Origin of the sequence: Pseudomonas sp. HLMP (assembly GCF_046365545.1) — a bacterium.
Taxonomy (GTDB): Bacteria; Pseudomonadota; Gammaproteobacteria; order Pseudomonadales; family Pseudomonadaceae; genus Aquipseudomonas; species Aquipseudomonas guariconensis_B.
Window position 1 is genome coordinate 2,661,138 of the sequence record NZ_JBDLLR010000001.1, and the last position, 23,420, is coordinate 2,684,557.

The 23,420-nt window shown below is 57.1% G+C and carries 23 protein-coding genes and 1 tRNA gene; 8 read left to right on the top strand and 16 right to left on the bottom strand.

Annotated elements, in window-relative coordinates; translation table 11 throughout:
- Positions 1–133 precede the first annotated feature (133 nt).
- The gene (locus ABFA30_RS12410; protein WP_410045498.1) at positions 134–805 is read right to left on the bottom strand and encodes a Bax inhibitor-1/YccA family protein; all 672 of its coding nucleotides are present in this window, start codon (positions 803–805) and stop codon (positions 134–136) included.
- Between the two features lie 124 nt (positions 806–929).
- On the opposite strand from ABFA30_RS12410, the gene ABFA30_RS12415 reads away from it, so the two are divergent.
- Positions 930–1,017, top strand: a tRNA-Ser gene (locus tag ABFA30_RS12415).
- 123 nt (positions 1,018–1,140) lie between these two features.
- Here the strand turns inward: ABFA30_RS12415 and ABFA30_RS12420 are convergent.
- The 3 genes from ABFA30_RS12420 to ABFA30_RS12430 form a co-directional block, all read right to left on the bottom strand.
- Positions 1,141–2,208, bottom strand: coding sequence for a tyrosine-type recombinase/integrase (locus tag ABFA30_RS12420; protein ID WP_410045499.1), 1,068 nt, complete (start codon positions 2,206–2,208; stop codon positions 1,141–1,143).
- A gap of 4 nt (positions 2,209–2,212) precedes the next feature.
- Positions 2,213–2,449 carry a DUF4224 domain-containing protein gene (locus tag ABFA30_RS12425; protein ID WP_410045500.1) on the bottom strand — a complete coding sequence of 79 codons (237 nt, stop codon included), beginning with the start codon at positions 2,447–2,449 and terminating at the stop codon, positions 2,213–2,215.
- 253 nt (positions 2,450–2,702) lie between these two features.
- Positions 2,703–3,089, bottom strand: coding sequence for a hypothetical protein (locus tag ABFA30_RS12430; protein WP_410045501.1), 387 nt, complete (start codon positions 3,087–3,089; stop codon positions 2,703–2,705).
- A gap of 283 nt (positions 3,090–3,372) precedes the next feature.
- On the opposite strand from ABFA30_RS12430, the gene ABFA30_RS12435 reads away from it, so the two are divergent.
- Positions 3,373–4,065 carry a hypothetical protein gene (locus tag ABFA30_RS12435; RefSeq protein WP_410045502.1) on the top strand — a complete coding sequence of 231 codons (693 nt, stop codon included), beginning with the start codon at positions 3,373–3,375 and terminating at the stop codon, positions 4,063–4,065.
- A 166-nt stretch (positions 4,066–4,231) separates the two neighbouring features.
- Entirely contained in the window at positions 4,232–4,846 is a 615-nt protein-coding gene (locus ABFA30_RS12440; protein ID WP_410045503.1) for a recombinase family protein, read from the top strand.
- A 3-nt stretch (positions 4,847–4,849) separates the two neighbouring features.
- Here the strand turns inward: ABFA30_RS12440 and ABFA30_RS12445 are convergent, their stop codons facing one another.
- The gene (locus ABFA30_RS12445) at positions 4,850–5,827 is read right to left on the bottom strand and encodes a hypothetical protein (RefSeq protein WP_410045504.1); all 978 of its coding nucleotides are present in this window, start codon (positions 5,825–5,827) and stop codon (positions 4,850–4,852) included.
- A gap of 171 nt (positions 5,828–5,998) precedes the next feature.
- On the bottom strand, positions 5,999–6,343 hold the full coding sequence (locus ABFA30_RS12450) for a hypothetical protein (protein WP_031761371.1): 345 nt from the start codon (positions 6,341–6,343) through the stop codon (positions 5,999–6,001).
- 1,629 nt (positions 6,344–7,972) lie between these two features.
- Here ABFA30_RS12450 and ABFA30_RS12455 point away from each other — a divergent pair.
- Positions 7,973–9,748, top strand: coding sequence for a hypothetical protein (locus ABFA30_RS12455; protein ID WP_410045505.1), 1,776 nt, complete (start codon positions 7,973–7,975; stop codon positions 9,746–9,748).
- Between the two features lie 210 nt (positions 9,749–9,958).
- On the opposite strand, the gene ABFA30_RS12460 is transcribed toward ABFA30_RS12455, so the two are convergent.
- Together ABFA30_RS12460 and ABFA30_RS12465 are read right to left on the bottom strand one after the other, a co-directional pair.
- Positions 9,959–11,464 (bottom strand): YfjI family protein, encoded by a 1,506-nt coding sequence (locus ABFA30_RS12460; protein ID WP_410045506.1) that lies wholly within the window; start codon positions 11,462–11,464, stop codon positions 9,959–9,961.
- Positions 11,461–11,709 carry a helix-turn-helix transcriptional regulator gene (locus ABFA30_RS12465; protein ID WP_410045507.1) on the bottom strand — a complete coding sequence of 83 codons (249 nt, stop codon included), beginning with the start codon at positions 11,707–11,709 and terminating at the stop codon, positions 11,461–11,463. Before ABFA30_RS12465 ends, ABFA30_RS12460 begins: the two co-directional genes overlap by 4 nt.
- Positions 11,710–12,435: 726 nt before the next feature.
- Here ABFA30_RS12465 and ABFA30_RS12470 point away from each other — a divergent pair.
- Positions 12,436–13,374: a hypothetical protein gene (locus tag ABFA30_RS12470; RefSeq protein ID WP_410045508.1), complete on the top strand. Its 939-nt coding sequence runs from the start codon at positions 12,436–12,438 to the stop codon at positions 13,372–13,374.
- Between the two features lie 682 nt (positions 13,375–14,056).
- Here the strand turns inward: ABFA30_RS12470 and ABFA30_RS12475 are convergent.
- Complete coding sequence (locus tag ABFA30_RS12475) at positions 14,057–14,500, bottom strand: GFA family protein (protein ID WP_253091110.1); 444 nt, start codon at positions 14,498–14,500, stop codon at positions 14,057–14,059.
- Positions 14,501–15,427: 927 nt separating this feature from the next.
- Here ABFA30_RS12475 and ABFA30_RS12480 point away from each other — a divergent pair.
- Positions 15,428–15,946: a DUF1993 family protein gene (locus ABFA30_RS12480; RefSeq protein WP_253091558.1), complete on the top strand. Its 519-nt coding sequence runs from the start codon at positions 15,428–15,430 to the stop codon at positions 15,944–15,946.
- A gap of 124 nt (positions 15,947–16,070) precedes the next feature.
- On the opposite strand, the gene ABFA30_RS12485 is transcribed toward ABFA30_RS12480, so the two are convergent.
- Complete coding sequence (locus ABFA30_RS12485; RefSeq protein WP_225789216.1) at positions 16,071–16,373, bottom strand: hypothetical protein; 303 nt, start codon at positions 16,371–16,373, stop codon at positions 16,071–16,073.
- Between the two features lie 186 nt (positions 16,374–16,559).
- Between ABFA30_RS12485 and ABFA30_RS12490 the strand changes: the two genes are divergently transcribed.
- Positions 16,560–17,345, top strand: a complete 786-nt coding sequence (locus tag ABFA30_RS12490) for an SDR family oxidoreductase (protein WP_253091557.1) — start codon at positions 16,560–16,562, stop codon at positions 17,343–17,345.
- A 28-nt stretch (positions 17,346–17,373) separates the two neighbouring features.
- Here ABFA30_RS12490 and ABFA30_RS12495 read toward each other — a convergent pair whose 3' ends face one another.
- The 5 genes from ABFA30_RS12495 to ABFA30_RS12515 all read right to left on the bottom strand — a co-directional run bounded on the left by ABFA30_RS12495 (position 17,374) and on the right by ABFA30_RS12515 (position 21,958).
- Entirely contained in the window at positions 17,374–18,360 is a 987-nt protein-coding gene (locus ABFA30_RS12495) for a zinc-binding dehydrogenase (RefSeq protein ID WP_253091556.1), read from the bottom strand.
- Between the two features lie 136 nt (positions 18,361–18,496).
- Positions 18,497–18,904, bottom strand: a complete 408-nt coding sequence (locus tag ABFA30_RS12500; protein WP_225789219.1) for an SRPBCC family protein — start codon at positions 18,902–18,904, stop codon at positions 18,497–18,499.
- Between the two features lie 20 nt (positions 18,905–18,924).
- Positions 18,925–19,722, bottom strand: coding sequence for an SDR family NAD(P)-dependent oxidoreductase (locus tag ABFA30_RS12505; protein ID WP_253091555.1), 798 nt, complete (start codon positions 19,720–19,722; stop codon positions 18,925–18,927).
- Between the two features lie 101 nt (positions 19,723–19,823).
- Positions 19,824–20,720 carry a LysR family transcriptional regulator gene (locus ABFA30_RS12510; protein ID WP_253091554.1) on the bottom strand — a complete coding sequence of 299 codons (897 nt, stop codon included), beginning with the start codon at positions 20,718–20,720 and terminating at the stop codon, positions 19,824–19,826.
- A gap of 302 nt (positions 20,721–21,022) precedes the next feature.
- Entirely contained in the window at positions 21,023–21,958 is a 936-nt protein-coding gene (locus ABFA30_RS12515; RefSeq protein WP_225789220.1) for a cyclase family protein, read from the bottom strand.
- 149 nt (positions 21,959–22,107) lie between these two features.
- Between ABFA30_RS12515 and ABFA30_RS12520 the strand changes: the two genes are divergently transcribed.
- On the top strand, positions 22,108–22,287 hold the full coding sequence (locus tag ABFA30_RS12520) for a hypothetical protein (protein WP_410046072.1): 180 nt from the start codon (positions 22,108–22,110) through the stop codon (positions 22,285–22,287).
- Positions 22,288–22,345: 58 nt separating this feature from the next.
- Here the strand turns inward: ABFA30_RS12520 and ABFA30_RS12525 are convergent, their stop codons facing one another.
- Positions 22,346–23,371, bottom strand: a complete 1,026-nt coding sequence (locus ABFA30_RS12525) for a substrate-binding domain-containing protein (RefSeq protein ID WP_225789221.1) — start codon at positions 23,369–23,371, stop codon at positions 22,346–22,348.
- Positions 23,372–23,420 lie beyond the last annotated feature (49 nt).

Genomic DNA, 23,420 nt, shown 5'->3' on the forward strand with positions numbered 1-23,420 from the left:
TGATGTGGTTTGCGGGAACCCTGTGGGAGCGGGCTTGCCCGCGATGGGCTGCAAAGCTGCCCCAGTGGGTTACAGCGCTTGGCCACTGACGAAAAAGCCCGCCGAAGCGGGCTTTTCTCGACAAGAACCGCGATCAGTCGTCGCGCCCCATGATGCCGAACAGCTGCAGCAGGCTGACGAACAGGTTGTAGATCGACACGTACAGGCTGATGGTCGCCATGATGTAGTTGCGTTCCCCGCCATGGATGATGGCGCTGGTCTGGAACAGGATGCACACCGACGAGAACAGCACGAAGCCGGCGCTGATCGCCAGTTGCAGGCCGCTGATCTGGAAGAAGAAGCTGGCCAGCACGGCACCCAGCAAAACGAAGAAGCCCGCGGTGATGAAGCCGCTGAGGAAGCTCATGTCCTTGCGGGTGATCAGCACGTAGGCCGACAGGCCGCCGAACACCAGGGCGGTCATGGCGAACGCCGAGCTGACCACTTCGGCACCGCCGCTCATGCCCAGGTAGCGGTTGAGGATAGGCCCGAGGATGAAGCCCATGAAGCCGGTGAGGGCGAAGGTGGAGAGCAGGCCCCAGGCCGAATCACGCAGCTTGGCGGTGAGGAAGAACAGCCCGTAGAAACCGATCAGCACGACGAAGATGTTCGGGTAGCCGACCCGCATCTGCTGGGCGATGAAGGCCATGACACCGCTGAAGGCGAGGGTGAGCGCCAGCAGGCTGTATGTGTTGCGCAGGACGCGGCTGACCTCCTGCTGCTCGGCCTGCTGGCCGTGTTGTACGGCATAATCCTGTTCGCGCATGGCGACACTCCTGTGGTTTGAAACGTATGGTTGCAAGGAGCATATCAGAGCCGTCGTGGCCCGCGACACAGAGAGTTTGACAGCTTGTTTCATTACGGTATGATTGCGGCCGCAAAATCGTTCTGGAAGCGTGGCCGAGTGGTTTAAGGCAACGGTCTTGAAAACCGTCGATGGGCAACTATCCTAGAGTTCGAATCTCTACGCTTCCGCCATATTCAAAGCCCTGATTATTCAGGGCTTTTTGCGTTTCTGAGGGGCGGAAAACTCGACGCTGAAAAGACCAAGTGTTCCGCAACTTTTCGATGGTGTTCCGCAACTCTTCCGCAAAAAAGGTTTCATCGGGTTGGTTTCACGATCTCTCCGACGCGGCGGTAAACGGTCTGCGTGATCCGCTTATCGGTGTGCCCTAGTAGCCTACTCGCGTGCGCTAGGTCTTCAATTTCGCTCGCTGCTTTGGGGCGGATATCGCGAAACTGGAATTGACGAATGCTATCGGCCAGGACGCTATCAAGGTCTTCCATCGCTTTGGTGACGGCCTTGGATCTCGCATCGTCAAAACGAAGGCGCAGCATCGCTGGCGTCACGTTGCGGCCGTCCTCTGTCACGATTAGGTAAGGGTTGCGAACCCCTCGCGCCTTGCGTTGGCTCAGAAGGCGCTCAACCAGTATCCCCAACTGGCTGGTCTCTGTTTCCGTCCCAAGACGTATCCTCAGCTTTTTCGTCGTTTTGCCTTGGGCGAATTGTAGGAAACCATCAACCACGTCCGAGGCTCGAGTGGCCAGCACGTCCGCTGGGCGTTGCCCGGTCAAATAGCCCAGGTCCATGGCATCGCGCAATTCAGGAGCGGCGTATTCGTAGACAGCATCCCAGATCGCCGGCCCAGCATAGAAGTCCCTAGGAGTCTCCTTGTTCTTGCGGATACCGGTCGCTGGGTTTGGGCGGTCAGTAATGCCCCACTCCCTTGCCATGTTGAAAATGTGAGAGAGAAGGGCAATCTCTCGATTCGCCCTAACCTTGCCTGTCCGACGATCTCGATACTGAGCAAGTATTTGAGGTGTAATCAGCTCCATCGGGGCATCATCGAAGGCTTTGCGCAACTGTTTGAGCTCAGCCAGGTTGTCCTTCTGGGTTCGCGGCTTTTTACCCGGGATGACATCCCTTTCATAGCGATCAAATAGCTGACCCATCAAGCGCGTTATCTTTGGAATGGCCTTCCTGTCGAGCTTCGCCCATTCTACTTTGGCGATGTCCAGGTCGTTACCTAAAGGTATCTCTCGACGCCTGCCATCTTCGTCCCTCCCGTCGTAGTAGTAAGCAACCCAGATGTTGCCGTTTTTGCGTTTTCGCGTACGCCGAATCATTCGCGGCGGAAGATCTCTATTAGCGGTTTGTTTCGGACGCATCTTGCTAACCCACCCGAGACAAATCGAAAGTCCAAGTCTCTGCGACGGCGTTCATTGTTGTTGGCTTAACGCCAGCCAACTTGAGGCGAGCGTACACTCGGCCAACGACCGGACGTCTGGCGCCAGATAGGGCGTATTGCCATCCATTACTGGCTAGCCATTGAATTTGTTTCGATGGCAGTTGATAGCCAGTGATAGCTGCAATTTCCTCTTCACCCAGAGTTTCAGTCTGAATTTCCATGATTTTCTCCGCGCCGCGCATGGCGGCAGAGGTGATGAGGAATTAGTTCAGGCGCATGCTTGATAAGAACCGAGCGCGGTGTGCTCATTGGGATGTTCGCTCCCTGCCAGGGAATATGTTTTGGATCATTTTCAGCGCTCCGTATTCAGTCCGTTTTAGAACAAGGTACTGGGGTTCAGGAGGAATAGGTTTTGCTTTCAAGCGCATTTGTCGTCGGAAATTAAAATTGCCGTAAAAGGTAGATTTCTTTTATCTATGTTCGCTTTAGCGTGGGTTTCTGGCAGAAATCATTGATTTTCTCAAAAGATATGCGATTCATTATGCATATGGGGATTGAGTACCCCTTAATGGTCGTCAGTATCGTTTCGTCTCCCTCCGCAACCATGAAGCAGGGATGGCCACGGCGGAAACGCATTCCCCTCCCGGTGTAAGTGCGCAGGATGATTTCCCAAGAGTCATCGTCGTAGTAGACGCCCGTGATTTCAGCCCAGTTGGCCGAAACGCCGCTTCCAACGATGCCTTCAGGCGTCAGGCAAAAAATTTCTACTTGGTTTTCCTGTGTGGCAGGTACGGCGTAAATCCGGCCATTCGGCGCTATGGGTGGGAAAGTCTGTCCATTGCCTAGGTGACGAAATTCCATGGTGGCGCTCCGCATGCATGAGGTTGCATGACACGCTATGCCAGGCTCTGGAAACCCCAAGCTGGCACACTCACAGGCTTATGCCGTTGGGTTTCCTGAAGGTCTCCGTAAGCTGTGGCAATCAAAGCAGGGAGTGGCGCCATGGGTAACAAATCAACAACGATCCGAATCGGCTTGCTGGCCGCGACAGTAGTTCTTCTGGTTGGGTGCTCTGGCACCCAGGGGGCTAGGACTGTGCAGCTTCCTGAGCCGAAAGATGTACCGAAGGAAATGGTCGGATGCTATGCATGTTCTGACCGCCATGGGGATTTCCGGGCAGCGTGACGTTCCAATCGAGCTGGCAGTGGCAGTTGATAGGGCGAGCCCGGCCAACGGCTCCGGAACAGTATTCGGGGATGCTGGATTAAGCGCGCTTAGCTTCGCTTCGCCACCTACAGGTTTGAGTGGCGGCGCAGCAGCGGGAATTGGCTTGGGCTTGATGCTGTTGGGTGGCTCTAGCGATCCGGCGCATGCAACTCAGGTTGTCGCGTGGGTACCTGCTGACCAGGCAAGCTCGCCGGAGGCGGCGTCTGCTCTCGCATTGCGTAAGGTTGAAGATGCTCGCAAGAGAGTTTTTGCCAATGGCCTATCGAACTTGCCAATGCAGGCTGGTAAGTATCCTGATGGCCATGCCCGCGGCTATGCATCTCTGGTAGATAGCTATGCCGAGCGGCCGATTCCATACAGTGAGGAGGTTGCTAAATCGCCGAGCTTTCTGAGATCGCCACTCAGCTACGGGCCGATCTTCATACGTGACAACCAGTTCACGCTTGATGCCTACAAGAACGACATGACTACGTCGGAAGCCATGCTGCTTGTATCGCAATACCTGCCTGAGTGGATCTACATCTACCACCCTGGTCAGCGGCTGAGAAAAGATTCGATCCCAGCAGCAATCTTCAATCAGGGCCGGGCGCTCTACTTCGTAGGGAAATAATTCTGCTGGGTTGTATCGCCGTGGTTTTTCGCAACCTGCGGCGATTTTTGGGTATGCCTAACCAGATACAGAGCTTGTTTTGCTTCTTTCGAAATTTCCGCTTGATAAGTAACACCCAAAGTGAAACGTTTTTAGTGGAACGCCCTAACTGATACAGGCACACATCATGTTCACCCGCGCATATCTCCGAGCCTCCACCGAAGAACAAGACGCCGGCCGCGCTCGGGACGCGCTCGAGCAGTTCGCCAGCGGCCATAACAAGATGATCGCGAGCGTGTACCTGGAGAACGCCAGCGGCGCCACCTCAGATCGGCCTGAGCTGCTGCGACTGCTCAAGGATGCCCGCAAGGGTGACGTGCTGCTGGTGGAATCTATAGACCGCCTTTCGCGCCTCCCAGTTGAGGACTGGCAAAAACTCAAAGCCGCCATCGACTCCAAGGGCCTGCGCATCGTCGCGCTTGACCTGCCTACCAGCTACCAAGGAATGCAGGATACCAAGGGCGACGAGTTCACCGGCCGTATGCTGGGGGCTATCAACTCAATGCTTGTGGAAATGATGGCAGCTATTGCCCGGAAGGATTACGAACAGCGGCGAGAGCGACAGGCCCAAGGCATTGAAAAGGCCAGAGCGGCCGGGAAATACCAAGGACGTCCGGTTGATGCCGATTTACACAAGCGAGTGAAAGAGCTATTAGAGGCCGGCCTGGGCATACGCGCGACGGCCAGACACGCCAATTGCTCTACTACGACAGTCCTCCGAATCAAAGCGATAGACGAATAGTAACTATTTGGCCTTAGGGATCTCTTTCAATACTTTCCTCAAGTCAAATCCCCGTATCCGACCTTCCTCAAGCAGCTCAGTAAATTGCTTTATGTAGAGATGAGCTTCGGCTTCTGAAGGCTTTTCCGCGTCTATGAGAAATATTGGGAGCATCTTCTGAATCACATCCTTGCCATGAGCTATCAGTCTATCTTCGCTCCATTCGCTCATATACCTGCGTGCCCGGTACTGTGCTTCTACCAATTCCTGTAAAGACTGAGGGCCAGGCCGAGGGGCGTGGTTGTGCTCAAATTGGAGGCCAGAGGTTTCGCTCGTACTTTCAAAGTTGTGACCTTGCGAATGTGCCCAAGCTTGCAAAAAAAACTGAATTTCTTGCTCAATTTTATGATGGCGATGAGCATTGAAGGGATTGCTTATAATAAAGGTGGGCAGGCGCGTCGATATACCATTACTTTGCTGTAGCCGGTAGGTAGTTTGGATCAAAATTATAAAATCAATCTCCGAGAACCGGCCTGGCTCTTTGCCGTCACCGGTGAGCCGGGAGCTGAACTTGTCAGCGAGCCGAGAGGCAGGAATACTTTCAACGGTGTCATTCAATATAAGCGCGATCCCTGGAGTGTCGGGATCAAGGCCCAATAGCCTTTTCGATGAGGCAATCTGTTGTTTGGCATTTCTAAGCACCCCCTCAACCATCCTAGTTGCGTTAGAGAAAATTTTGTCCAGATGCTCTTGTCCACCTGGCGTGTTCTTTATCGCGGTTTCGAGGTCATACTCGCCAAAGATCAGCGGAAAATCGTCAGACTCCATTAGCGCTTTGGCACCGTCCAAAATCTTATTTTTTGGATCAATTTTCAGCGTTTTGAGTTCGACAACCGCTTGCCTGTTGAAAAACAGATAATCGGCAATCTTGACTCTATCAGGCTGAGCGACATGACCGTCGAGAAGCGTCACGTGGTCTTGGCTTCGGAGGAAGCTAATCATGCGATCCTCGATTTCCCGCACACTGTCCATTCGATACCTATCCACTGATATACGAGTAAGCCAGACATTCTAGACGTAGCTAGCGAAGCAGTTCTACGTGCAGCCAGCAGCTGTGGCCTCGGTACGAACTACCCAGGCGGTATTTAGGTCGCCCGGATTGCACTGGCTCGATTAACGTCCCTGACGACGGCGGAGGGCTCGAATCATCCTGGCGCGCATGAAAACGGTTGCGACTGACACCGCAAGCGCTATACCGCCCGCCAGTTCGCCGAAACGGACGAAGGCAACGATGTTTACTAGGGCGAGAACCATGATGCCGTAGAACTCTGCGTTGGCCCTGCCCGCGGCCAAAGCTTGGCACTCGGTGAGCATCCACTTCGGCGACAGACAGAAGGGGCATACAGATGATTCAGGATCACCACCCCCTAGGGGAACTCCGCTCACGTAAAGCGGAGCGCTGGTGATCACCTTCGGAACCATCATCCTCTTACAGCACTGGCATTCAACTTTGCTCACGATGTCATCCTCCTTGACTGGGCACGTGCTTGAAAGTGACCTGATTGCTCACTTGATCCAATTAATCGGCAGTCGAGTTCGGGCGTGTTCCGCTGTGTTTGCTGTTGCCGTGCTGCTTGTCCAGGTAAGCGGCGATCCTGTAACCAATCGCAGCTGTTACCCCCAAGGCGCAGAGCACGCCGAACACTGAATAGATTAGTAGCTCAAACCGGTCCATGTTCTTCTCCCGTGCTGATGGGCATCAGAGTCTAAGAGACTCGTTCACTGTACAGAAACGCACAGCAATTTTGCATGCTGGTTCAACGTTCTGGCGCCGGCAACTGGCGGGCGCTGATTCAGTCTGCGAACGTGCTGCCGTGATCGAACTACAGACTGTCGCTCATCGAGCCCATGCCGTAAGCATTGCCCATGACATCGAGGCAGCCATCCATCATCGGCTGTCCGTTGACCGGGTTTACCCAACCGTCTTCCATCAGCTTCATGAAGCTGCTCTGCAGGCTGCTATTGTCAGTCTGAGCCTGCATGGCGGGCTAGACCCAGACCGCGTTATCGTCGATATGAAGATCGAACGGGTAGGTCGACCTCTCTTCTTCACCGGTCAGCGAGTCGGGATACTGGTGCCACGTGCGCTCACTGCGGATGTTGAGACCGTCATGCAGCACGACTGCTTTCCCCAGGGTGGGATATACCACTGTGTGTACAGCGGTTTTGTCGGCTGGACGATTGAGGCCATTAGGTTGGCAATGGTGGCGAGCAGATCCATGGTAGTGCTCCTCGATGTAGGTAAGCACAGTCTCCCCTCGATCTCGGAAAACCCAAATCTCTGATCAGGCGCTTTTGGGTGGCCCTGACATCCGCTTCGCGACACATCGTAAAAAACAGGGCTCACCTCCCATCTATTGCTTATGGGAGTCTGACGCTTCACCTCCCATAGAGAAACTTATCGATTTGCTGGAAGGGGTGTCGTCAAGAGGTGTCGTGAAGGGGTGTTGTGGCCGCAAGCCGCATGAATACTGGGTCTCAGCGTTTTCATGGGCTTTTCCAGGCAATTAGCGTTGAGAAGGGGTGTCGTTAAGAGGTGTCGTGAAGGGGTGTTGTGGCTGCAAGCCGCATGAATACTGGGCTTCAGCGTTTTCACGGGCTTTTCCAGGCAATTAGCGTTGTGAAGGAATGATGTCAGTATGATGTCGCTCCTGAGGGGGTAATCTGTTCACGGGGGAGCCCCAGTGGTAGCAACAAACCAGCGTCAGATGACGATCCGGCATCAAAGGTGTAAGTACAAGGCTCCGGCTGCGACGAGAAAGGGACGGCAGATGACGGTGCGTCTTCCTGAGCGCAGGGCCAGTACGGTGAATGGGCAACGAATGACGACGGTGAAGTGCGTTCATAATAGTCAGATAGTGATCGGTAGACCGAGCCGGTCAAGAATGGCCGCCGAAGGTGGCTGCGTGCGGCCAGAAGCGGTCGTCGAGTGACTACGAAATTAGGGGGCGAATCATTATTGATATCTGTGACATCCCGGGATGGCCCTGTTGATCTGCCAGCTCGCGCAAACCATCCTGTTGAGGGCCTCAAGCGAAGGCCATTGCTTAATCCCAGCATGCTGTAATGAATAACGGAAATTCGACCATGAGTGAAGAGTGGATTCTCCAGACCAAGGAAACCCGCAGGGTATTTTCTAACGCGGCGTGGGTTCCTTTGAGAGCGTCATTTGAGAGCAAGAAAGGGGATCTAAAAGAAGTAGGCTATGTCAGTGAGTATTTCGGCTGTGGCTCCGTTGCATTCCCGCCAGAGCATCGCCAGCTGGTTGAGGAACGTCTTGGATGGAGCGACATCGGCATTGGGCACACGGTCGCGCCTTATGCATACGAAGATGGATATTATGCGTCCATTGACCAATATCAATACAACGATAAAGAGCCAATAGGTGTCAATCTAGTTTATGAACACCCGCAACCTGTTGTTGGTGGCAGAAAATGGATACTGAGCCCTGATTTGGTAGTCGCGCTGCACTTGGTCAAAGAGGGGGACAGCTGGGTCAGGCCGGAAGAGAATTTCGTTGTGGTAGCTCGCGAGACAGTGAGTGAAGATGGCGAGCATCGTCAGATAGAAATAAAAAGAGAATTTTTACTCGACTACCTAGCGGCCAGAAATCTGTCGCTCCGCCTTGCGTACTACCGACAGAGGGTAGAAAACGTCCCCGTATTCGAGGACAGCGCATATTCAAATTTGCAGCCTCACAATGAGGAAAGAGATAACGGTAAGTTCACCCTAATCGTTCGTAAGCTTGATGATGTTTTTGGGGGAAGCTGGGCGATGTTTCGAGCCTGGCGAACGGACGTAGATGAGGATGAAGACGCCCCTGTGATGGGCCCTGAGAATGACTCGAACACTGACCATGAGAGTTCAAAGGGGCATCGTGGAGGCTATAAGGGTGTACGGGTAGAGGGGGAGTTTTGGCGTGAGGAATGGATAGACCACCAATCAAAAAGCCTACGCGTTCGTGGAGATGCAGATCCGAACCTCCCGCAATTCATCGTGGAAACCGACGGAACGCGAATGAGATCAGCAGAACTTGATAACGAGGATATAGGCCGTTGGCTATGGTTTCGGGCCAGCGTCGTGAATGAGCTTCTGAATAGCCGAGGATTTAAGTTAGCATGGTACACGGCTGAAACTGGAGCTATTAATTCCACGTCAGGATATAAAACTCATTTCGGGATAAATAGCTCGGATCTTATCACCGTATATGCTTATGACATCGCACGACTCGCCCCATGGGAGCAGCATGTTTGGGCTGGGCATAATGTAGCTCCTGAAGGAAAGGTTTCAAGTGAGCTGCTGGACGCGCAGATGAGGGCGAAACCGGCATCCACATATGCGGTTGAAGAAATGTTTTTTGGAAGTATGAGGCTTTTGGAAGACGGCTTCAGGCATAAATATGGAATATCTCTGTTCACCCATGATATTGAAGACTCCGAAGCAGGGCAGCAAATATCAAGATTTGCAAGCAAAGACAGAGCGTCCCTACTCAGGTTAGCCAAGGACATCATTCGCGTATTCTCGGATAGGCTCAACATAACTGAGCTACGCAAGATTTCTACACACCAAGAGAAATCCAAGCTCGGATCAAACAAGTTACTCCAAAGTATTTTGGCTGAGAAAATTGGAGACGACAAAGCCAGGCGAGTATTTGCTGAGATTGCCGGTGCTTATGATATGCGAGTGGGAGATGCACACCCTACTGGCTCAAAGGTAACAGATGCGATCAAGCTCGCGGGCGTCGATGAGGAAAAATCGTCATTGCGGCAAGGAGAGCAACTCATTCACAACGTTGGGCGATCGATTTGGCATACTTGGAAATTCTTGTTCGGCGAGACTGATGAGTCGGACGAGTTGCAATGATGGCTTTTGGCCGATCCCGGCCTGATTCGACAGATTCAGAGCGGCCGGTTCGCAAGCACTGGCAACTGCCCCAAGCGCTCAGGTGCGTCCATTTGGGCGCTGATTACTTATCCCAATCAGGAAAAGGGTGCCTACAAAACCTACAGAACTTAGTTTCGTAGGTTCTGTAGGTTGCCCTACCTGCCTTTTGGTAAACAGGATGGGTCGAGGCTACGTTTTTCGCCAGATGTAGCGTGTTGATGGGCGGCCACCTTTTTCTCCGGCCACCTCGTAGCCAATGATTAAGTCGTGTTCAGCCAGAACTGCGAGTGCATTGTTCACCGCGTCCTGCGAGCCCAATCCCATCCAGTCCTTCTGACGCACCTCGCGTGGGGTAAACGGTTCGGGTAATTTCTGCTGACGCTCCAGGATCAGCCTGGCACCGAGTAGTGGAGCGTTGATAGCTGCGCCGTAGAGTCGCAAGGCATGGCTCATCAGGTAGCTCGCCCAGTTAATGGCGCGGGACGTGGACTCTGTGCCCACGGCTCTCTGTCCACCTTCGACCAGTTCGAACAGTAGGGCCAACCCCGCAATGGTCTGCGGCATTTTTAGATAATGGGATTGCAATGCTGGGTGAAGTTCTTCGTTCCGGCTTTGTTGCATATGATGCGTATACCAGGCGTTAAATATTCCCTGTGCTTCCGGGCTGAACCTGAGCGCAGTACGAGGCTCGGGTGGGAGCTGGTCGAGGTGGTCAATAATCTGTTCCACGTGCTCAGCGGCAGCTTGGTTCGGCCAGCGATCGACCAGACGCCATTCATGGATATCGTCGGGATAGACGGCGAGTTGTAGACGCTGAATCAGGCCGTCATCCAGTTCGCCGCTGATCGCGGCGCTCACTAGGGAGGCGATTCGTGAGGGTTGGATGCCGCCTATCAGCGATAAACAACATGACTCGATGAACAGGGTGCCTCGGCCAATACGATCGTAGGTAAATGAGCCGTTGCCATCGAAGCACTCCAGGTAGAAAGCGCGTGCCACTGAGCCGTCCTCGCTCTGTATTGTTGCGAGCCAGCCCCCGAGCTCGTCACGTACTAGCAGCAGGCCGTTCGGGTTTTCGTTGAGCAGCTCGCCGAGCTTCTCGACCGTTGAGTCGTTGACGGTGTAACGGCGCTGCACTGGAGGCAGCACGTCACTAGAAACCTTGGTGAGTTCCTCCCGCGCTCCAAGTTTGTCGCCGCTGCCGACAAGTTTTGTAGCCTTGCTCTTAGCAGCCTTGCGCTCGATATCGAGCAGCTCGCTGTTGGTCCTGTATTCCTCCAACGCCCTGTAGTGCTGATTTCGCTCTCTTGTCTCCAATGCGTTCAAGGGACGAAGCGCTTGCTTGAGCGCTGGTGTTTTCATCGCAGACGGCCGTCCGATGATGACCCCCCACTGGTTGGGAACGACAGTCCAATCATCATGCTGTTTCGGGTGGATGGTGAATTTGCGCCCGACCACGGCGCTGACAGCAACTACAAGCGCGACCCCAACAAAATCCGGCGGGCACTGGGTGCGATCAGCGACATCCCGCACGTATTCTTGAAGAACAGCAGGCAGTAGCTCTCCACGCCAGGGCATAACCCTGACCAACCCGTTCGGCAGTGGCTTTGGCACAATGCTTGGGTTCAGATATGAGGCGCGTGCCGCCTTGGGCATTTCTGCCAAAAACGACGGTATCTGCTCGTGTGCGGTCATTGCTCATCTCTCTCAGAGAAAGCCCGAATGACTCCGTCACGCTCGCTGATCTTGCTCTCTAGCCAGGCTTCCACTTCCGCGACGACGAAATAAACCCCATCCTGTTTGCTCGGACCGAATTTGATAGGGCGAGGAAAGCTGGGATCGGTTTCGCGCAGCTTTTCGAGGCCAGAGCGGCTCTTGTCAAAGCAATGCTGCAGCGAGGCGTGACTGATCAGGTACTTCTTGGGGGCATGTGTCGGCATGTGTGGGTCTCTGTGTGTAAGCCGACACAGATTTAATACCCTCAGCAGATCGCTGTGGTGCGATTTCAAACCGGAAAATCGTCGGAAAATACAATGCCGCTTGAGGCGAAGGGGGCACAGCCGCAGATGTGGAATGGGTTGGGAGGGCTGTCATAAAGTTGGCATTATCCAGCCAAATCAGCCCATCCAGGCACAAAAAAGCCACTTGCTAAAATCGCTAAGCGCCTGATTTGTAAGGATTATTTTTTGGAGTCCGGGGCGGTCATTCTCAGTGATTGGCGTATAGGATTCCATCATTGATCGCGGGGCGGAGCCAGAGCTTTACGATGAGAGTGGATTGGTTGTGAACGGTTTACAGCAAGTGAACCGAAACTCGACATTGCAACCGCATTAGATTCAATCAGTCTATTCGGGCTGGATGCGCTGCTTCGTGTGAGTGGGATTTCTGACGAGTTGAAATACCTGAACTGGGTACACACGATTCCCCGCGAGATCACGAGTTATCGCGCTACTGTTTGCACCATTGTGGAAGCGGCTTAGCTCTGGATGGTGGGCTCGAGTCATTACGGAGGGCGTGGATGTTCAGGGGGGGCTCGCCAAAGTACCCGAAGGCATCCAATGCGGTGCCCTTGCTGCGATCAGCTAACAAGTCCATCACAAGCGAGACTAGCGGGCAGGACGAAACTCTGGCTAGATAAGTCGATTTTCCTTGGCATGGAGCTGGTCATGACCTTGATTGTTGCTGGTTACACAGGAGTCGCTTCGTGGAACACGAAGCTTTACGACCGAATTTTTTTCGTGGGTGATACCCTCCTGTCTCAGGACGGTCGATTCGATAAACGTGATCGACTCATCGAGATTTTCAAAAAAATCCGTAGCATTCCAGTGAAGGTTTGGAGCCCAAGTTTCGATCTGGAGGGCTCCTTCAGGCGATATTTCGAATCGTTTACAAGTACATGTGTCATTGCTTTTTCAGGCAGTGCATTGACATTCGGTCACATGATAAACGGTATCCAGGAGCATCTCGGTCAGCTCCGTTACACCTTTGTGGATGGCCAGTTCAAAATCGTCAAACACTGCTCCGATCAAGCAATCCAAGTAAATCATGCTGAATTTTGGGACGATGACATTGTTTTTGACTCCCGAAATCTTCCAGCTTTGACTGCAGATTTTCAAATGGAGGTGATCTCACACGTAATTCGGCGTGCTCTGAAAGATGTCTCTGCACATCGTTTGTTGGATCAGAGCACCTTCAATGCCATTAGATGTCAACTGGCAGTTGCACTTTACTGCTGGGAAGCACGGAAACCGGCTCTTTACCAAGTGGAAGTGGTACTGACAGATGAGTTTCCTAAGTACGCGACTCTCAAATATCGCAGGCTGGAGGAAAACGAGATTGTTGTGTTAGGTAGATCGCTTCAGGAAGAAGCAGAGCAGTTGATGAAAACTCTGCGAGAGGCTCCAGAGCCGCCGGCACGGAAGTCCAAACCCGGAGCCTACCATGATCGGGGGACTGAAGATCTCAGAGTTGCTAAAGGCCTGGTGCGAAAAGAGATTCTGGCTGACGAAGAAGGCGAGTTAAATTACGTCGGAGGCCTAATTGATTGCTGGGAGTTTGCCTATAACGGAAGCACTGAGCAATGGTACGAGCGGCCTACCCCTTAAAGACAGCTGATAGTGAGGTCGAGGGGCGCTACACTCCCTGCACTCACAGGGGCAGCCGATGTTCCATCTCGACTGATGGCTCAAACCTCTGAGCCTTTGCGCCGATATGGAGCAGCGAAAGGTGTGCTAGCTGCAGATGACGTTGAACATCTCCGCATACAAGCAGTGTCATTCTCCGGAGCTATTCAGGCCTATCAGCTACGCGCCCTCGCTGGCGCAGCTCCGTTTCTCCACTGAGAAAGTCTGTAGTCAGCGACTCAAAATCAGTTCCGCAACTGAAAATGCAACCCTTGTTACGGAAGGGTTTCAGCCCGTTCAGATTAGGTGAAATGCGGAACATAAAATTGGCTATACCATTGATTTTGAAAGAAAAAATTATGGACTTGAAAACCGTCGATGGGCAACTATCCTAGAGTTCGAATCTCTACGCTTCCGCCATATTTCTCATCAAAGCCCCTGAAAATGGGGCTTTTTTGTGGGTGATGGTTTTTCTACCCAGCGGCAGCTTTTGGTTGAAAGCGGACGCTCGCGGACAGCCAGAAGCTTCTCAGTCTCAACCTCGAGCTTGCTTCCTCTAGGCTTCATGGCTTATGCCGCTGAACCAGCGGGAGGCGCATAATAGACGTGCTCTTTGCAGCGAGAGCCACAGCCTCGCAGTGCTGTCTCCAAGCAAGCTGTGCAGTCACTCTGCATTGCTTTCGTATCGCACCCATCCTGCAACCCCGGAGCCCCTGCCTACACGGTCTTTAGGATGAGTCCGACCCTCATTGACAGGCACCTCTGGGAAATCAAATGGGCTCATTCCCTCAATACAGGCCACATTAACGCCGTACTGATCGGGCGCAGAACGGCGCCGGTGGAAGGTGTAGATGCCACACTTAGAGCAGAAGTAGTGCTTCGCTTCGCGTGTGTTGAACTGATAAAGAGTGAGCGCCTCTTCCCCTTGGGTAATAGTGATGTCGCCCAGGTTAGCTGATACCGCCACGGCACCACGCATACGGCAGAGGGAGCAGTTACATCTACGTGCTGTACGCGTGCCATCGGTCAAGCGCAATGAGAACTGTACCGCCCCGCAATGGCAGGCTGCCCGGTAAACAGGACGATCATCGTCTATTTCATCAGCCATAACGTTCCTCTACTTGAGTTTGAGAAGTCAAAGTAGGTGTTCACGGGTCAGGGTCCAGTGTTACCTCTGGGATTTTGAAAATGCCAATAACCAGAGAGACATCTTATAAGGGCATTACTCACGTCGACCAGCAGAAACCCTTGGCATTCGGCAGTAAGTGACGTTTCGGGTTGTTCGTGATAAGTCCCCTTTGAGGCCATCACGCCATCAGCAAGGGGGCATATGGCCAAGCTGAGCGGGTCCGAAAAGGTGATCCGGGCAATTGCACGGGAGACAGCGTGGGCCGAGGCTGGCTCGTTCGCAGGCGTGGTCAATGGGGGCAGGGAGACAAGTCGATTCGGTCCTTGCCCACCCTGATGGCCGTCAGTTTCGTCAGCACCGCGCTCATCGCACTGCATATCTGTGCCGTGGACGCTGCCAATGGCAAGCGCTCAGCAGCACGAAGAATCACATGGTGGTGATGTCCGACGCAGATCTCGACAAAACGGCCGCGCACTGATGAGCGTTGCGGGCTCGCGATGCATGGCGATCACCATTGCAATGTCGGGGGGATGGATCGGGTCAGTCTTTCCTGACCGTCAAGGGAAGGGGGGTGAGGCCGGAGCTAACCCGGCTTTGCCGCACAGCCTGCGGCGCCGCCTTTCGGCCTCGCGGTGCACTAAGCTCGCGCATCCATCAACACCGCACTGTCTCCCCCTGAACTGTCTATGGGGCAGGGCGCTCTGCGCTGGCGATGAAGTCCAGCGCCCCGTAAAACACCTGGCGTCGGTCTCCGGCTCAAATCTCTCTATGTCAAAGAACTTGGGGGCAGTAAAAAATGCTGTTGGCGGGTAAGCTGCAGTTATCTGCTAGGATTCAGCACACTGGGTGACAGTGAAAAAGGTTGATTGCCTGTGCCCATGTCGAATGATTACTCAGGGAAAATATATGTCGATCTACGCAATCACCATCCCCTGTTTTGCCCAGATGTTACGATCCTTATCGGCTCTTCTATCTAAGGGAGAGACCTGCGCCCGTGATCGTGGCTATGATCCGGTAATCTTGCTTGAGTCTCGGCTAGCACCAGACATGCACAATCTCGCTAGGCAAGTTCAGTATGCGTGTGTCCAGGCGCAGGAGGCGGTTCAGCGGCTTACACGGCAGCCGCTGGAGTCGCTCTCGCCGCCAGAGGATATGGCATCGGCGAAGGCGCTGATCGAGCGAACTTTACGAATTCTCGACACTGCTGATGCAGCGACGGTAGATGCAGCAGCAGAGCTCCAAATCGCGATTGAGCTACCAAATAGCATCACTTTTGATATGACTGGCAGTGAGTACGCAGTCAATTGGGTTACACCGCAGTTCTACTTTCATCTAGTCACGGCATACAACATTCTGCGTCACAACGGTGTGCCGCTCGGGAAGGCCGATTACGTACAACACATGTTCGCCTATCTGCGACAGTGAGTTGGTGATTTTCTGCCCACCCACACCGCAGAACCTTCTATGACTGCGCCTGTAAATCGACATGGGCAACGTGGGCTCTGCGCCATGCTTTCCTGTATGGGCGGGCACAGATGGGCAGTTAACGTCAGGCTGATGTGGCTCTGGTTGTCTCTTCATCGTCTGCCGTGCACTTTTTGCCGCAGAACGGGCAGTAGTTGGCGACCACCGAGACCGTTTTGTTCACGCGCTTCATGCCGCCGGCTTTCTTCGGCGCCATGTAGTGGCCGGTTACCTCTACGCAGTAGCGCCGGACGGCTTTTCCTGTCTCGATGTTCAGGGAAAGGTGGTGGCCCTCGGCGCGCATGACGAAAGGGCCAGAGCCAGGCGTCTCCTCAGCGCGCTGGCCGGTAACCAGATTTACAGCATCGTTGATGCAGATGCAGCGCATCGTCTTCGCGGGTAAACCCGCTCCAGAGGTAACGGTGCTATTGAAAGCACCAAACAACCCGTGGGGGTTTACCCGCCAATGGCCCGTGCAGGCATCCTGTGGGGGCAACCGAACCGCTGCTTTCACAGGGGCCAGTGCGCTTCCACGCGTGATAATGTCCAACGCATCAATCGACGAGGAGCCAACATGGATCTAGGTATCAAGGGCCGCTGGGCCATCGTCTGCGCCGCCAGCCAAGGGTTGGGCAAAGGCTGCGCCGAGGCCCTGGGCGGCGAGGGCGTCAACCTGGTGATCAACGCCCGCACCGCCACCACCCTGGAGCAGACGGCCGTCGAACTGCGCAGCCGCTTCTCGGGCATCGAGGTACGCACGGTCGCAGGCGACGTGGCCGAGCCTGCGGTACGCGAGGCCCTGCTCAGCGCCTGCCCGCAGGTCGATATCCTGGTCAACAACGCCGGTGGTCCACCGCCAGGTGATTTCCGTAACTGGAGTCGGGAAGACTGGCTCAAGGCCCTGGACGCCAACATGCTCACGCCCATCGAGCTGATCAAGGCCGTGGTCGATGGCATGGCCGAGCGCGGCTTTGGCCGGGTGGTGAACATCACCTCGGGCGCGGTGAAAGCGCCGATCGATATCCTGGGCCTGTCCAATGGCGCGCGCAGCGGCCTGACCGGTTTCATCGCAGGTCTCGCCCGTCAGCAGCGTCTGGCCGGGCGCAACGTGACCCTGAACAACTTGCTGCCAGGCGCCTTCGACACTGCCCGTCTGCAAAAGACTCTGCAGGCAGCGAGCCAGGCCAGTGGCGACCTGCAGGCGATCACCCAGGCACGCCGCCAGGCGATTCCGGCGGCGCGGTTCGGCGATGCCAAGGAGTTCGGGGCGTACTGCGCCTTCCTGTGCGGCGTCCACGGAGGCTACATCACCGGGCAGAACCTGCTGATCGACGGCGGTGCCTACCCGGGTACTTTCTGACCTTGCACGCCTGGGCGAGGCGGCTGGATCACCCCAGCCGCGTCACCCACTTGCCCGATGCGTGGCCTTCCTTGAGTTGGCGCAATGCCTTCGGCAGCGCATCGAAGGCAAAGTCCAGGCGCTGCGGCATTACCAGCCGGCCCTCGGCGACCATTTGCAGCAAACGCTCCCCTTCGACCTTCAACGCCTGGCGATCGAGCCGCAGACCATGGGCATGGATGCTGTTGAGCGCTACTTCATGCAACGAGATCGCTGTGCTGAAGGCGGGCAGGGGGGCGGCTTCCTGGCGGTCCTGGATGCACACCAGGTGGCCGTTGTAGCCGAGCAGGCAAGCCAGGCTCGCCGCATGCTCTCCACTGACGGTGTCGAACAATGCATGCAGCGGGCGCTCACCCAGGGCGGCTTGCAGGCGTGCTTGCCAGTCACTGGCGCGGTAGTCGAACACCCCGACCACCCCCAGTTGCCTGAGGCGGTCGTGGTGTTTCTCGCCAGCGGTGGCCCATACGCGCAAACCGCGCTGCACGGCGAGCTGAACAAGGTAGAAGCCCACCGCGCCACCGGCGCCCACTACCAGCACGTCACGGGAGGCGCCGTCGGCTACCTTGGCCAGGGCCTGCCAGGCGGTGAGGGCTGGGCACGGGACCGCTGCGGCGGCGGCGTCATCGAGGTTGGCGGGGATGTGCATCACCAGGCTTGCATCGAGCAGGCAGTACTCGGCAAAGCTGCCATCGCGGGACAGGGACTGGTGATAGGCGACACGGGTGCCCAGGGGCAGGTCGACCCCTTCACCGACGGCGGCAACGGTGCCGGCACCATCGACGCCGGGCACGGTGCCCTGGCGCCAATCGGCATGGCCCCATTCGCAGATCTTCCAGTCCACCGGGTTCAGGGCGATGGCGCGGTTAGCCACCAGCACATGGCCGGGGCCGGGTGGGGGGAGGGGGTTGTCGATGAGCTCAAGGCCGTCCAGGCCGGCGCCCGGGGTCCAACCCCAGGCGCGATGCGTGGTGGACATGGGGAATCCTCTTGAGAGAAGAAGGGGAAGGGTAGCGAGGTGTAGCGGAGGGAAACAGCTGCACTGGCGCAAAGGCGTGTTGATCGAGGGGCAACAATGACGAGGGGCCGCTGTGCGGCGGCCCCTTGTGTTCATTTCAGCCCAGGGTCTTGGCCAGGGCTTGCAGACCACCGTCGTAGATGCCGGTGAACAGTGCGATGGCTTCATCGTCGCTCACGCCAACCGGGGTGAACTCGCCGAGCCATTCCACCAGGCTGCCCTGGCCGTCGGCTTTGACCCGCAGGGTCGACAGATAGCCGGTCACCGGGAACGGGCTGGTGAGGATCGAGTAACTGTAGCTGCGCTGTTGTTCATCGAAGGCCATCAGGCGCTCGATGATGGTGTTGCCATCCGGGTCTTTCAGCGAGCGCACGCGGCCGCCTTCGCTGGAGATACTTTCAGGGATGAACGGCAGCCAGTCGGGCAGGCTGTCGAAGCCGCCGATCAGGGCCCAGACGTGATCAGGGCTGTGGTGGGTTTTCAGGGATGCGTAGGCGTTGGCCATGATGGGTTCTCCAGTTGAATTCAGATAGCGAGGCTGTCGACCACACCACCGTCGACCCGCAGGGCCGCACCGGTGGTGGCGGAGGAGTAAGGGGAAGCGAGGTACACCACCAGGTGGGCGACTTCATCGACCTCGGCGGCGCGTTGGATGATCGAGCTCGGGCGAGCGGTGCGCACGAAGTTGTCCGCTTCTTCGCGAAGACTGCGGCCGGACACCTTGGCTGCTTCAGCCACCAGGGTGGCAACGCCGTCGGTGAGCGTCGGGCCGGGCAGTACCGCGTTGACGGTGACGCCAGTGCCTGCCAGGCGCTTGGCCAGGCCGTGGGATACGGCGAGGTTGGCGGCCTTGGTCACTCCGTAGTTGATCATGTCGGCCGGGATGGCAATGCCGGACTCGGAGGAGATGAACAGGATCCGCCCCCAGCCTTTGTCGACCATGCCCGGTGCGTAGTGGCGAGCCAGGCGCACGCCGGACAGCACGTTGGTGTCGTAGAAGCGGCTCCACTCGCTGTCGGGGACATCGAAGAAATCGACGTCATCATAGATGCCCAGGTTGTTGACCAAAATGTCGGCGCTCGGGTGGGCGTCGAACAGGGCTTGGGCGCCTTCGGCGGTGCCCAGGTCGGCAACCACGCCGTGGACCTGGCCACGGCCACCTTGGGCGTGCAGTTCGGCCAGGGCGGCGTCGACCGACTTCTGGCTACGGCCGGCGATGACCACGTCGGCATGGGCGCGGGCCAGGCCGCGGGCGATGGCCAGACCAATACCGCCGGTCGAGCCGCTGATGATGGCGGTGCGTGCGCCGAGGTCGATGTTCATGGGATGGCTCCTGTGGATGAGTTGCATCGATGGGAGCCATGCTAGTGCTGCCTGGTAAGACTGTAAAAGACATAATTCGACTGAGTTAAGACCTTGTATGTCTACTCTGCCTGCGCCAGCACCCGCTTGCGGAACACGCTCACGATCGGCCGCAGATCCACCCGGTGCCAGGCTGCCCACAGCTGCACGCAGGGGCTGAACCACGACAGCTTGCGCAGCACAACGGTGGGCCCTGCGCTGGTGGACAGGCTGCTCTGGACCATCGCCAGGCCCAGCCCGGCGGACACCAGTCCGAGCACGCTCAGCGGGTCGTTGGCCTCCAGCGACAGGCGCGGGGTGAAGCCTGCGTCGGCGCAGCGGGCGATGAAATCGTCGCGTTTGTTGATCTGGTCAGGCTGGCCACCGGTGATGATCCATTCCTGCTCATGCAGGTCGGCGGGCGTGAGTTCGGCCTTGACGGCCAAGGGGTGCTCGGCGGGAATGGCCAATAGCTGAGGGTCGTCCAGCACGGGTTGGCCACGCAGGTCGGGGTCGTCGCTGGGCGGGGGCTCGCAGACCAGGGCGATGTCCAGGCTGCGCTGGCGCAGGCCTTCGAACTGCTCGCGCGGGGTCATGTTGTAAAGGGCGATATGGATGTTCTGGCGTTCGCTGCGGATGGCCCGCACCGCGCCGGGCAGGACGCCGGCATGGATAGCGTGGTTGACGTAGCCGATGCACAGGCCGCCTTCCTCGCCACGGCCCAGGCGCTTGCCCAGCGACTCCAGGCGCTCGGCATGCTTCAGCAGGCCGCGGGCTTCGGACAAGAAGGTGCGGCCGTCAGCGGTGAGGTACAGGCGTTGGTTGCGCCGCTCGAACAGGGCAAGGCCCAGATTGCCCTCGAGCTGGGCGATCTGCCGGCTCAGGGGGGATTGGGAGATGTGAAGCTGCTCGGCCGCGCGTCCAACGTTCTCGCATTCGGCGACGGCGACGAAGTAGCGCAACTGACGTAGATCTTGCATGAGACCTCCAAGGGAACTGTCCGGAGTTTTACTCGGACAGCTCTGCCTTGGCTAGCCTCCCTGGCGGGCGAACTACTGTCTCGCCCACGGCGCTGGTAGCGACCTTGCCGCGTCCGCCCAGCCATACCAGCAGCATGCACCGGCAGCAGACCCATAGGGGTAATTCGGTGGTGCCGATACCAAAGGCCCCGATGGCCGGGGCGAGCAGGGGGTGTCCGGTTTCAAACCTTTGACTGGGAGTCATTAATAGAGATGCACTTGCCTATCGCGGCGCACAGGCAAGAGGCATCAATGATGTACGATCAGTGGATGGCCACCGGGTTGATGTTGACTTGGGTCGAGCCCTTGTACAGCGGCTGGCCCAACACGAACAGGAACTCGAAGGCTTTGTCGCGCACCAGGGCGCGGGTGTCGATCAGTTCCAGGTTGTAGATGCCGCGCTTGGCCAGCATGAACTGGTTGACCGGGAACTCTTCGCCCGTCGGGTTGGGGTAGACCTCCGAGGCCCAGGTGTCGCCGCCGAAGGCGACGATGCCCTGGTCGGCCAGCCATCGAGCCGCTGGCAGGTCGATGCCGGGCTCGGTGGCGAGGAACTGCTGGTTGTCCTTGCCGATCAGCTCCAGCCAACCGGTGTTGAACAGCACCACATCGCCCTTGCGCAAGGTGATGCCTTGTTTCTTCAGCACGGCCTTGATGTCGTTCACGGTGAACGACGTGCCGCCCGGCACGATGGCCTTGCCGTAGTAGGTGGTCATGTCCAGCACCACGCCACGGGTGACCATCGGCGGTACCTTCTCGACCCCAAGCTTGGTCACGCCTTCGACGGTGACGAAGTCGGCAGCCTTGTTGCCGTTGTAGTAGATGTTGTCGATACCGATGTGGCCGATGCCGTTGAGCTGGGTGCCGACGCCGGTCCAGCCGTTGACCAGCTCGTCGTTGAAGCTGAACTTGTTCTTGCCCAGGGTCCGGCCGGCCTGTTCGCCGGGCTGGATGTTGTAGAGGTGGAAGCTGCGGTGGCGGAAGGCCGGCAGGTCCTTGCTCACCGGCACGGCGAGGGGGTAGGTTTTGCCGGTCTTGACCAGGCCGACGGCCTGCTTGACCACCTCGGGGGTGAGCAGGTTGGCGGCGCCGATTTCGTCCTGCTTGCCGTAGGGTGAATCCTGCCAGTCGGTGGCCAGGGTGGCTTGGGCGCTGGTGGCCAGGGCAGCGGCGAGCAGCAGGGGCTTGAAGTGGTTCATCCGGAATCTCCTGATCGGGAAGTGATGTCAGGCCCGGATTCTGGGCGGGGGCAAGGGCGAGAAAAAGCGGCGGGCAGGACAATGACTTTTGCGTGTAGGTCAAAGGATGACGGCCCCTCTGCGCGGTGAGGCCTGAAAGCGGCTACCGGTTGAGCGGCATCATTAGCCAACAGCAGGTCCGCGAAGGTCAGCAGCAGATTGACGCAGCGGTGCAGAGCGTAGACCGCCTGAGCCAGGAGATCGAGCAGTCGGCCAAGTCGATCCAGCAACTGGAGCGTGACAGCAATGCCATCCCTATCGGCTTGCAGCATCGTTTACTAGGCACTTGAGCACCCATGTCCTGCCATGCTGCGCCTGAGCAAACGAAAAATCAGACCTCCAAAGGTTTCATACAGAGCCTAGGCTCGACTCACGCGCAACCAGCGTAGCCATCGGAGCATCAATACGCTGACGCTCGCCAGTATCATTGATTTGCTCGAAGAGCAGCTCGATGGCCAGGGCAGCCACGTCTTCAAGATGCATGTCCAACGCCGTCAGTGGCGGTGTACTTTCGCGTGCCCGCAAGCCGTCGTAGCGCGTCACCACCTTCACGTCCTGGGGGATCTTGAGCCCTTTGTCCCGCAACGCCCGCACGGCGCCGGTGGCAAAGGCATCGACCGGCACGCACAGGCCGTCGATGTCTGGATGCGCTTGCAACAGGTCAAGGCACGCGGCCGCACCGGCTGCTTCGCCCCCCCCTTCATCTGCCCGAACGATCGCCGGTACCTGGTCGTTGGCGGTGCAGTACGCCCGGTAGGCCTGCTCCATGTCCAGGTAGGAGTGCCGGGATTGCGCCCCGATCACCAGGCCGATGTGCCGGGCGCCCTGTTGGTGCAGGTGGTCGAGCAGCAGTGTCCCGGTGGCTTCGCCATGCATGTCGATGTACGGCAAGGCCTGTGCCTCGGGTTGGCGCCCGATGGACACCAGCTTCACGCCGCGTTTGCGCAAGCGCGCAACGTTCGGGTCGTTGGCGACCGGTTCGATGATCACCGCACCGTCGATATCCAGGCTATCAAGCAGGTCCTGGGCCTCATCCATGGGCGGCACCAGCACCAGCGCCACGCCTCGACGCAGCGCCGCCTCTGTAGCGGTGGCGGCGATTTCCATCAAGAAGCCCAAGCGCGACGACCCACCGGCCACGGCAAAGGGCATGGAGGAGAGCAGGGCAATGGCGTTGGCACGGCCGGTGCGCAGGCGCTGGGCACGCAGGTTGGGGCTGTAACCCAGGCGTTCAGCGACTTCCTTCACCAGTGCCCGGGTCGCCGGATCGACTTGCCCGCGATCATTCAGCGCGTGGGACACGGTGGTGCGCGACACCCCGGCGGCGTTGGCGACATCGGCAATGGTGAGGCGGCGAGACGTGCTGTTGGGCATAGACAGGTGGGCTCTTTGAAGCGATGGCGGCAGTTATACGCTGCCTGAA

Bases quoted from the DNA above. Each gene is read 5' to 3' on its own strand.
- ABFA30_RS12410 (WP_410045498.1), bottom strand. From the start codon at position 805: ATGCGCGAACAGGATTATGCCGTACAACACGGCCAGCAGGCCGAGCAG.
- ABFA30_RS12420 (WP_410045499.1), bottom strand. From the start codon at position 2,208: ATGCGTCCGAAACAAACCGCTAATAGAGATCTTCCGCCGCGAATGATT.
- ABFA30_RS12425 (WP_410045500.1), bottom strand. From the start codon at position 2,449: ATGGAAATTCAGACTGAAACTCTGGGTGAAGAGGAAATTGCAGCTATC.
- ABFA30_RS12430 (WP_410045501.1), bottom strand. From the start codon at position 3,089: ATGGAATTTCGTCACCTAGGCAATGGACAGACTTTCCCACCCATAGCG.
- ABFA30_RS12435 (WP_410045502.1), top strand. From the start codon at position 3,373: ATGCATGTTCTGACCGCCATGGGGATTTCCGGGCAGCGTGACGTTCCA.
- ABFA30_RS12440 (WP_410045503.1), top strand. From the start codon at position 4,232: ATGTTCACCCGCGCATATCTCCGAGCCTCCACCGAAGAACAAGACGCC.
- ABFA30_RS12445 (WP_410045504.1), bottom strand. From the start codon at position 5,827: ATGATTAGCTTCCTCCGAAGCCAAGACCACGTGACGCTTCTCGACGGT.
- ABFA30_RS12455 (WP_410045505.1), top strand. From the start codon at position 7,973: ATGAGTGAAGAGTGGATTCTCCAGACCAAGGAAACCCGCAGGGTATTT.
- ABFA30_RS12460 (WP_410045506.1), bottom strand. From the start codon at position 11,464: ATGACCGCACACGAGCAGATACCGTCGTTTTTGGCAGAAATGCCCAAG.
- ABFA30_RS12465 (WP_410045507.1), bottom strand. From the start codon at position 11,709: ATGCCGACACATGCCCCCAAGAAGTACCTGATCAGTCACGCCTCGCTG.
- ABFA30_RS12470 (WP_410045508.1), top strand. From the start codon at position 12,436: ATGACCTTGATTGTTGCTGGTTACACAGGAGTCGCTTCGTGGAACACG.
- ABFA30_RS12475 (WP_253091110.1), bottom strand. From the start codon at position 14,500: ATGGCTGATGAAATAGACGATGATCGTCCTGTTTACCGGGCAGCCTGC.
- ABFA30_RS12480 (WP_253091558.1), top strand. From the start codon at position 15,428: ATGTCGATCTACGCAATCACCATCCCCTGTTTTGCCCAGATGTTACGA.
- ABFA30_RS12485 (WP_225789216.1), bottom strand. From the start codon at position 16,373: ATGCGCTGCATCTGCATCAACGATGCTGTAAATCTGGTTACCGGCCAG.
- ABFA30_RS12490 (WP_253091557.1), top strand. From the start codon at position 16,560: ATGGATCTAGGTATCAAGGGCCGCTGGGCCATCGTCTGCGCCGCCAGC.
- ABFA30_RS12495 (WP_253091556.1), bottom strand. From the start codon at position 18,360: ATGTCCACCACGCATCGCGCCTGGGGTTGGACCCCGGGCGCCGGCCTG.
- ABFA30_RS12500 (WP_225789219.1), bottom strand. From the start codon at position 18,904: ATGGCCAACGCCTACGCATCCCTGAAAACCCACCACAGCCCTGATCAC.
- ABFA30_RS12505 (WP_253091555.1), bottom strand. From the start codon at position 19,722: ATGAACATCGACCTCGGCGCACGCACCGCCATCATCAGCGGCTCGACC.
- ABFA30_RS12510 (WP_253091554.1), bottom strand. From the start codon at position 20,720: ATGCAAGATCTACGTCAGTTGCGCTACTTCGTCGCCGTCGCCGAATGC.
- ABFA30_RS12515 (WP_225789220.1), bottom strand. From the start codon at position 21,958: ATGAACCACTTCAAGCCCCTGCTGCTCGCCGCTGCCCTGGCCACCAGC.
- ABFA30_RS12525 (WP_225789221.1), bottom strand. From the start codon at position 23,371: ATGCCCAACAGCACGTCTCGCCGCCTCACCATTGCCGATGTCGCCAAC.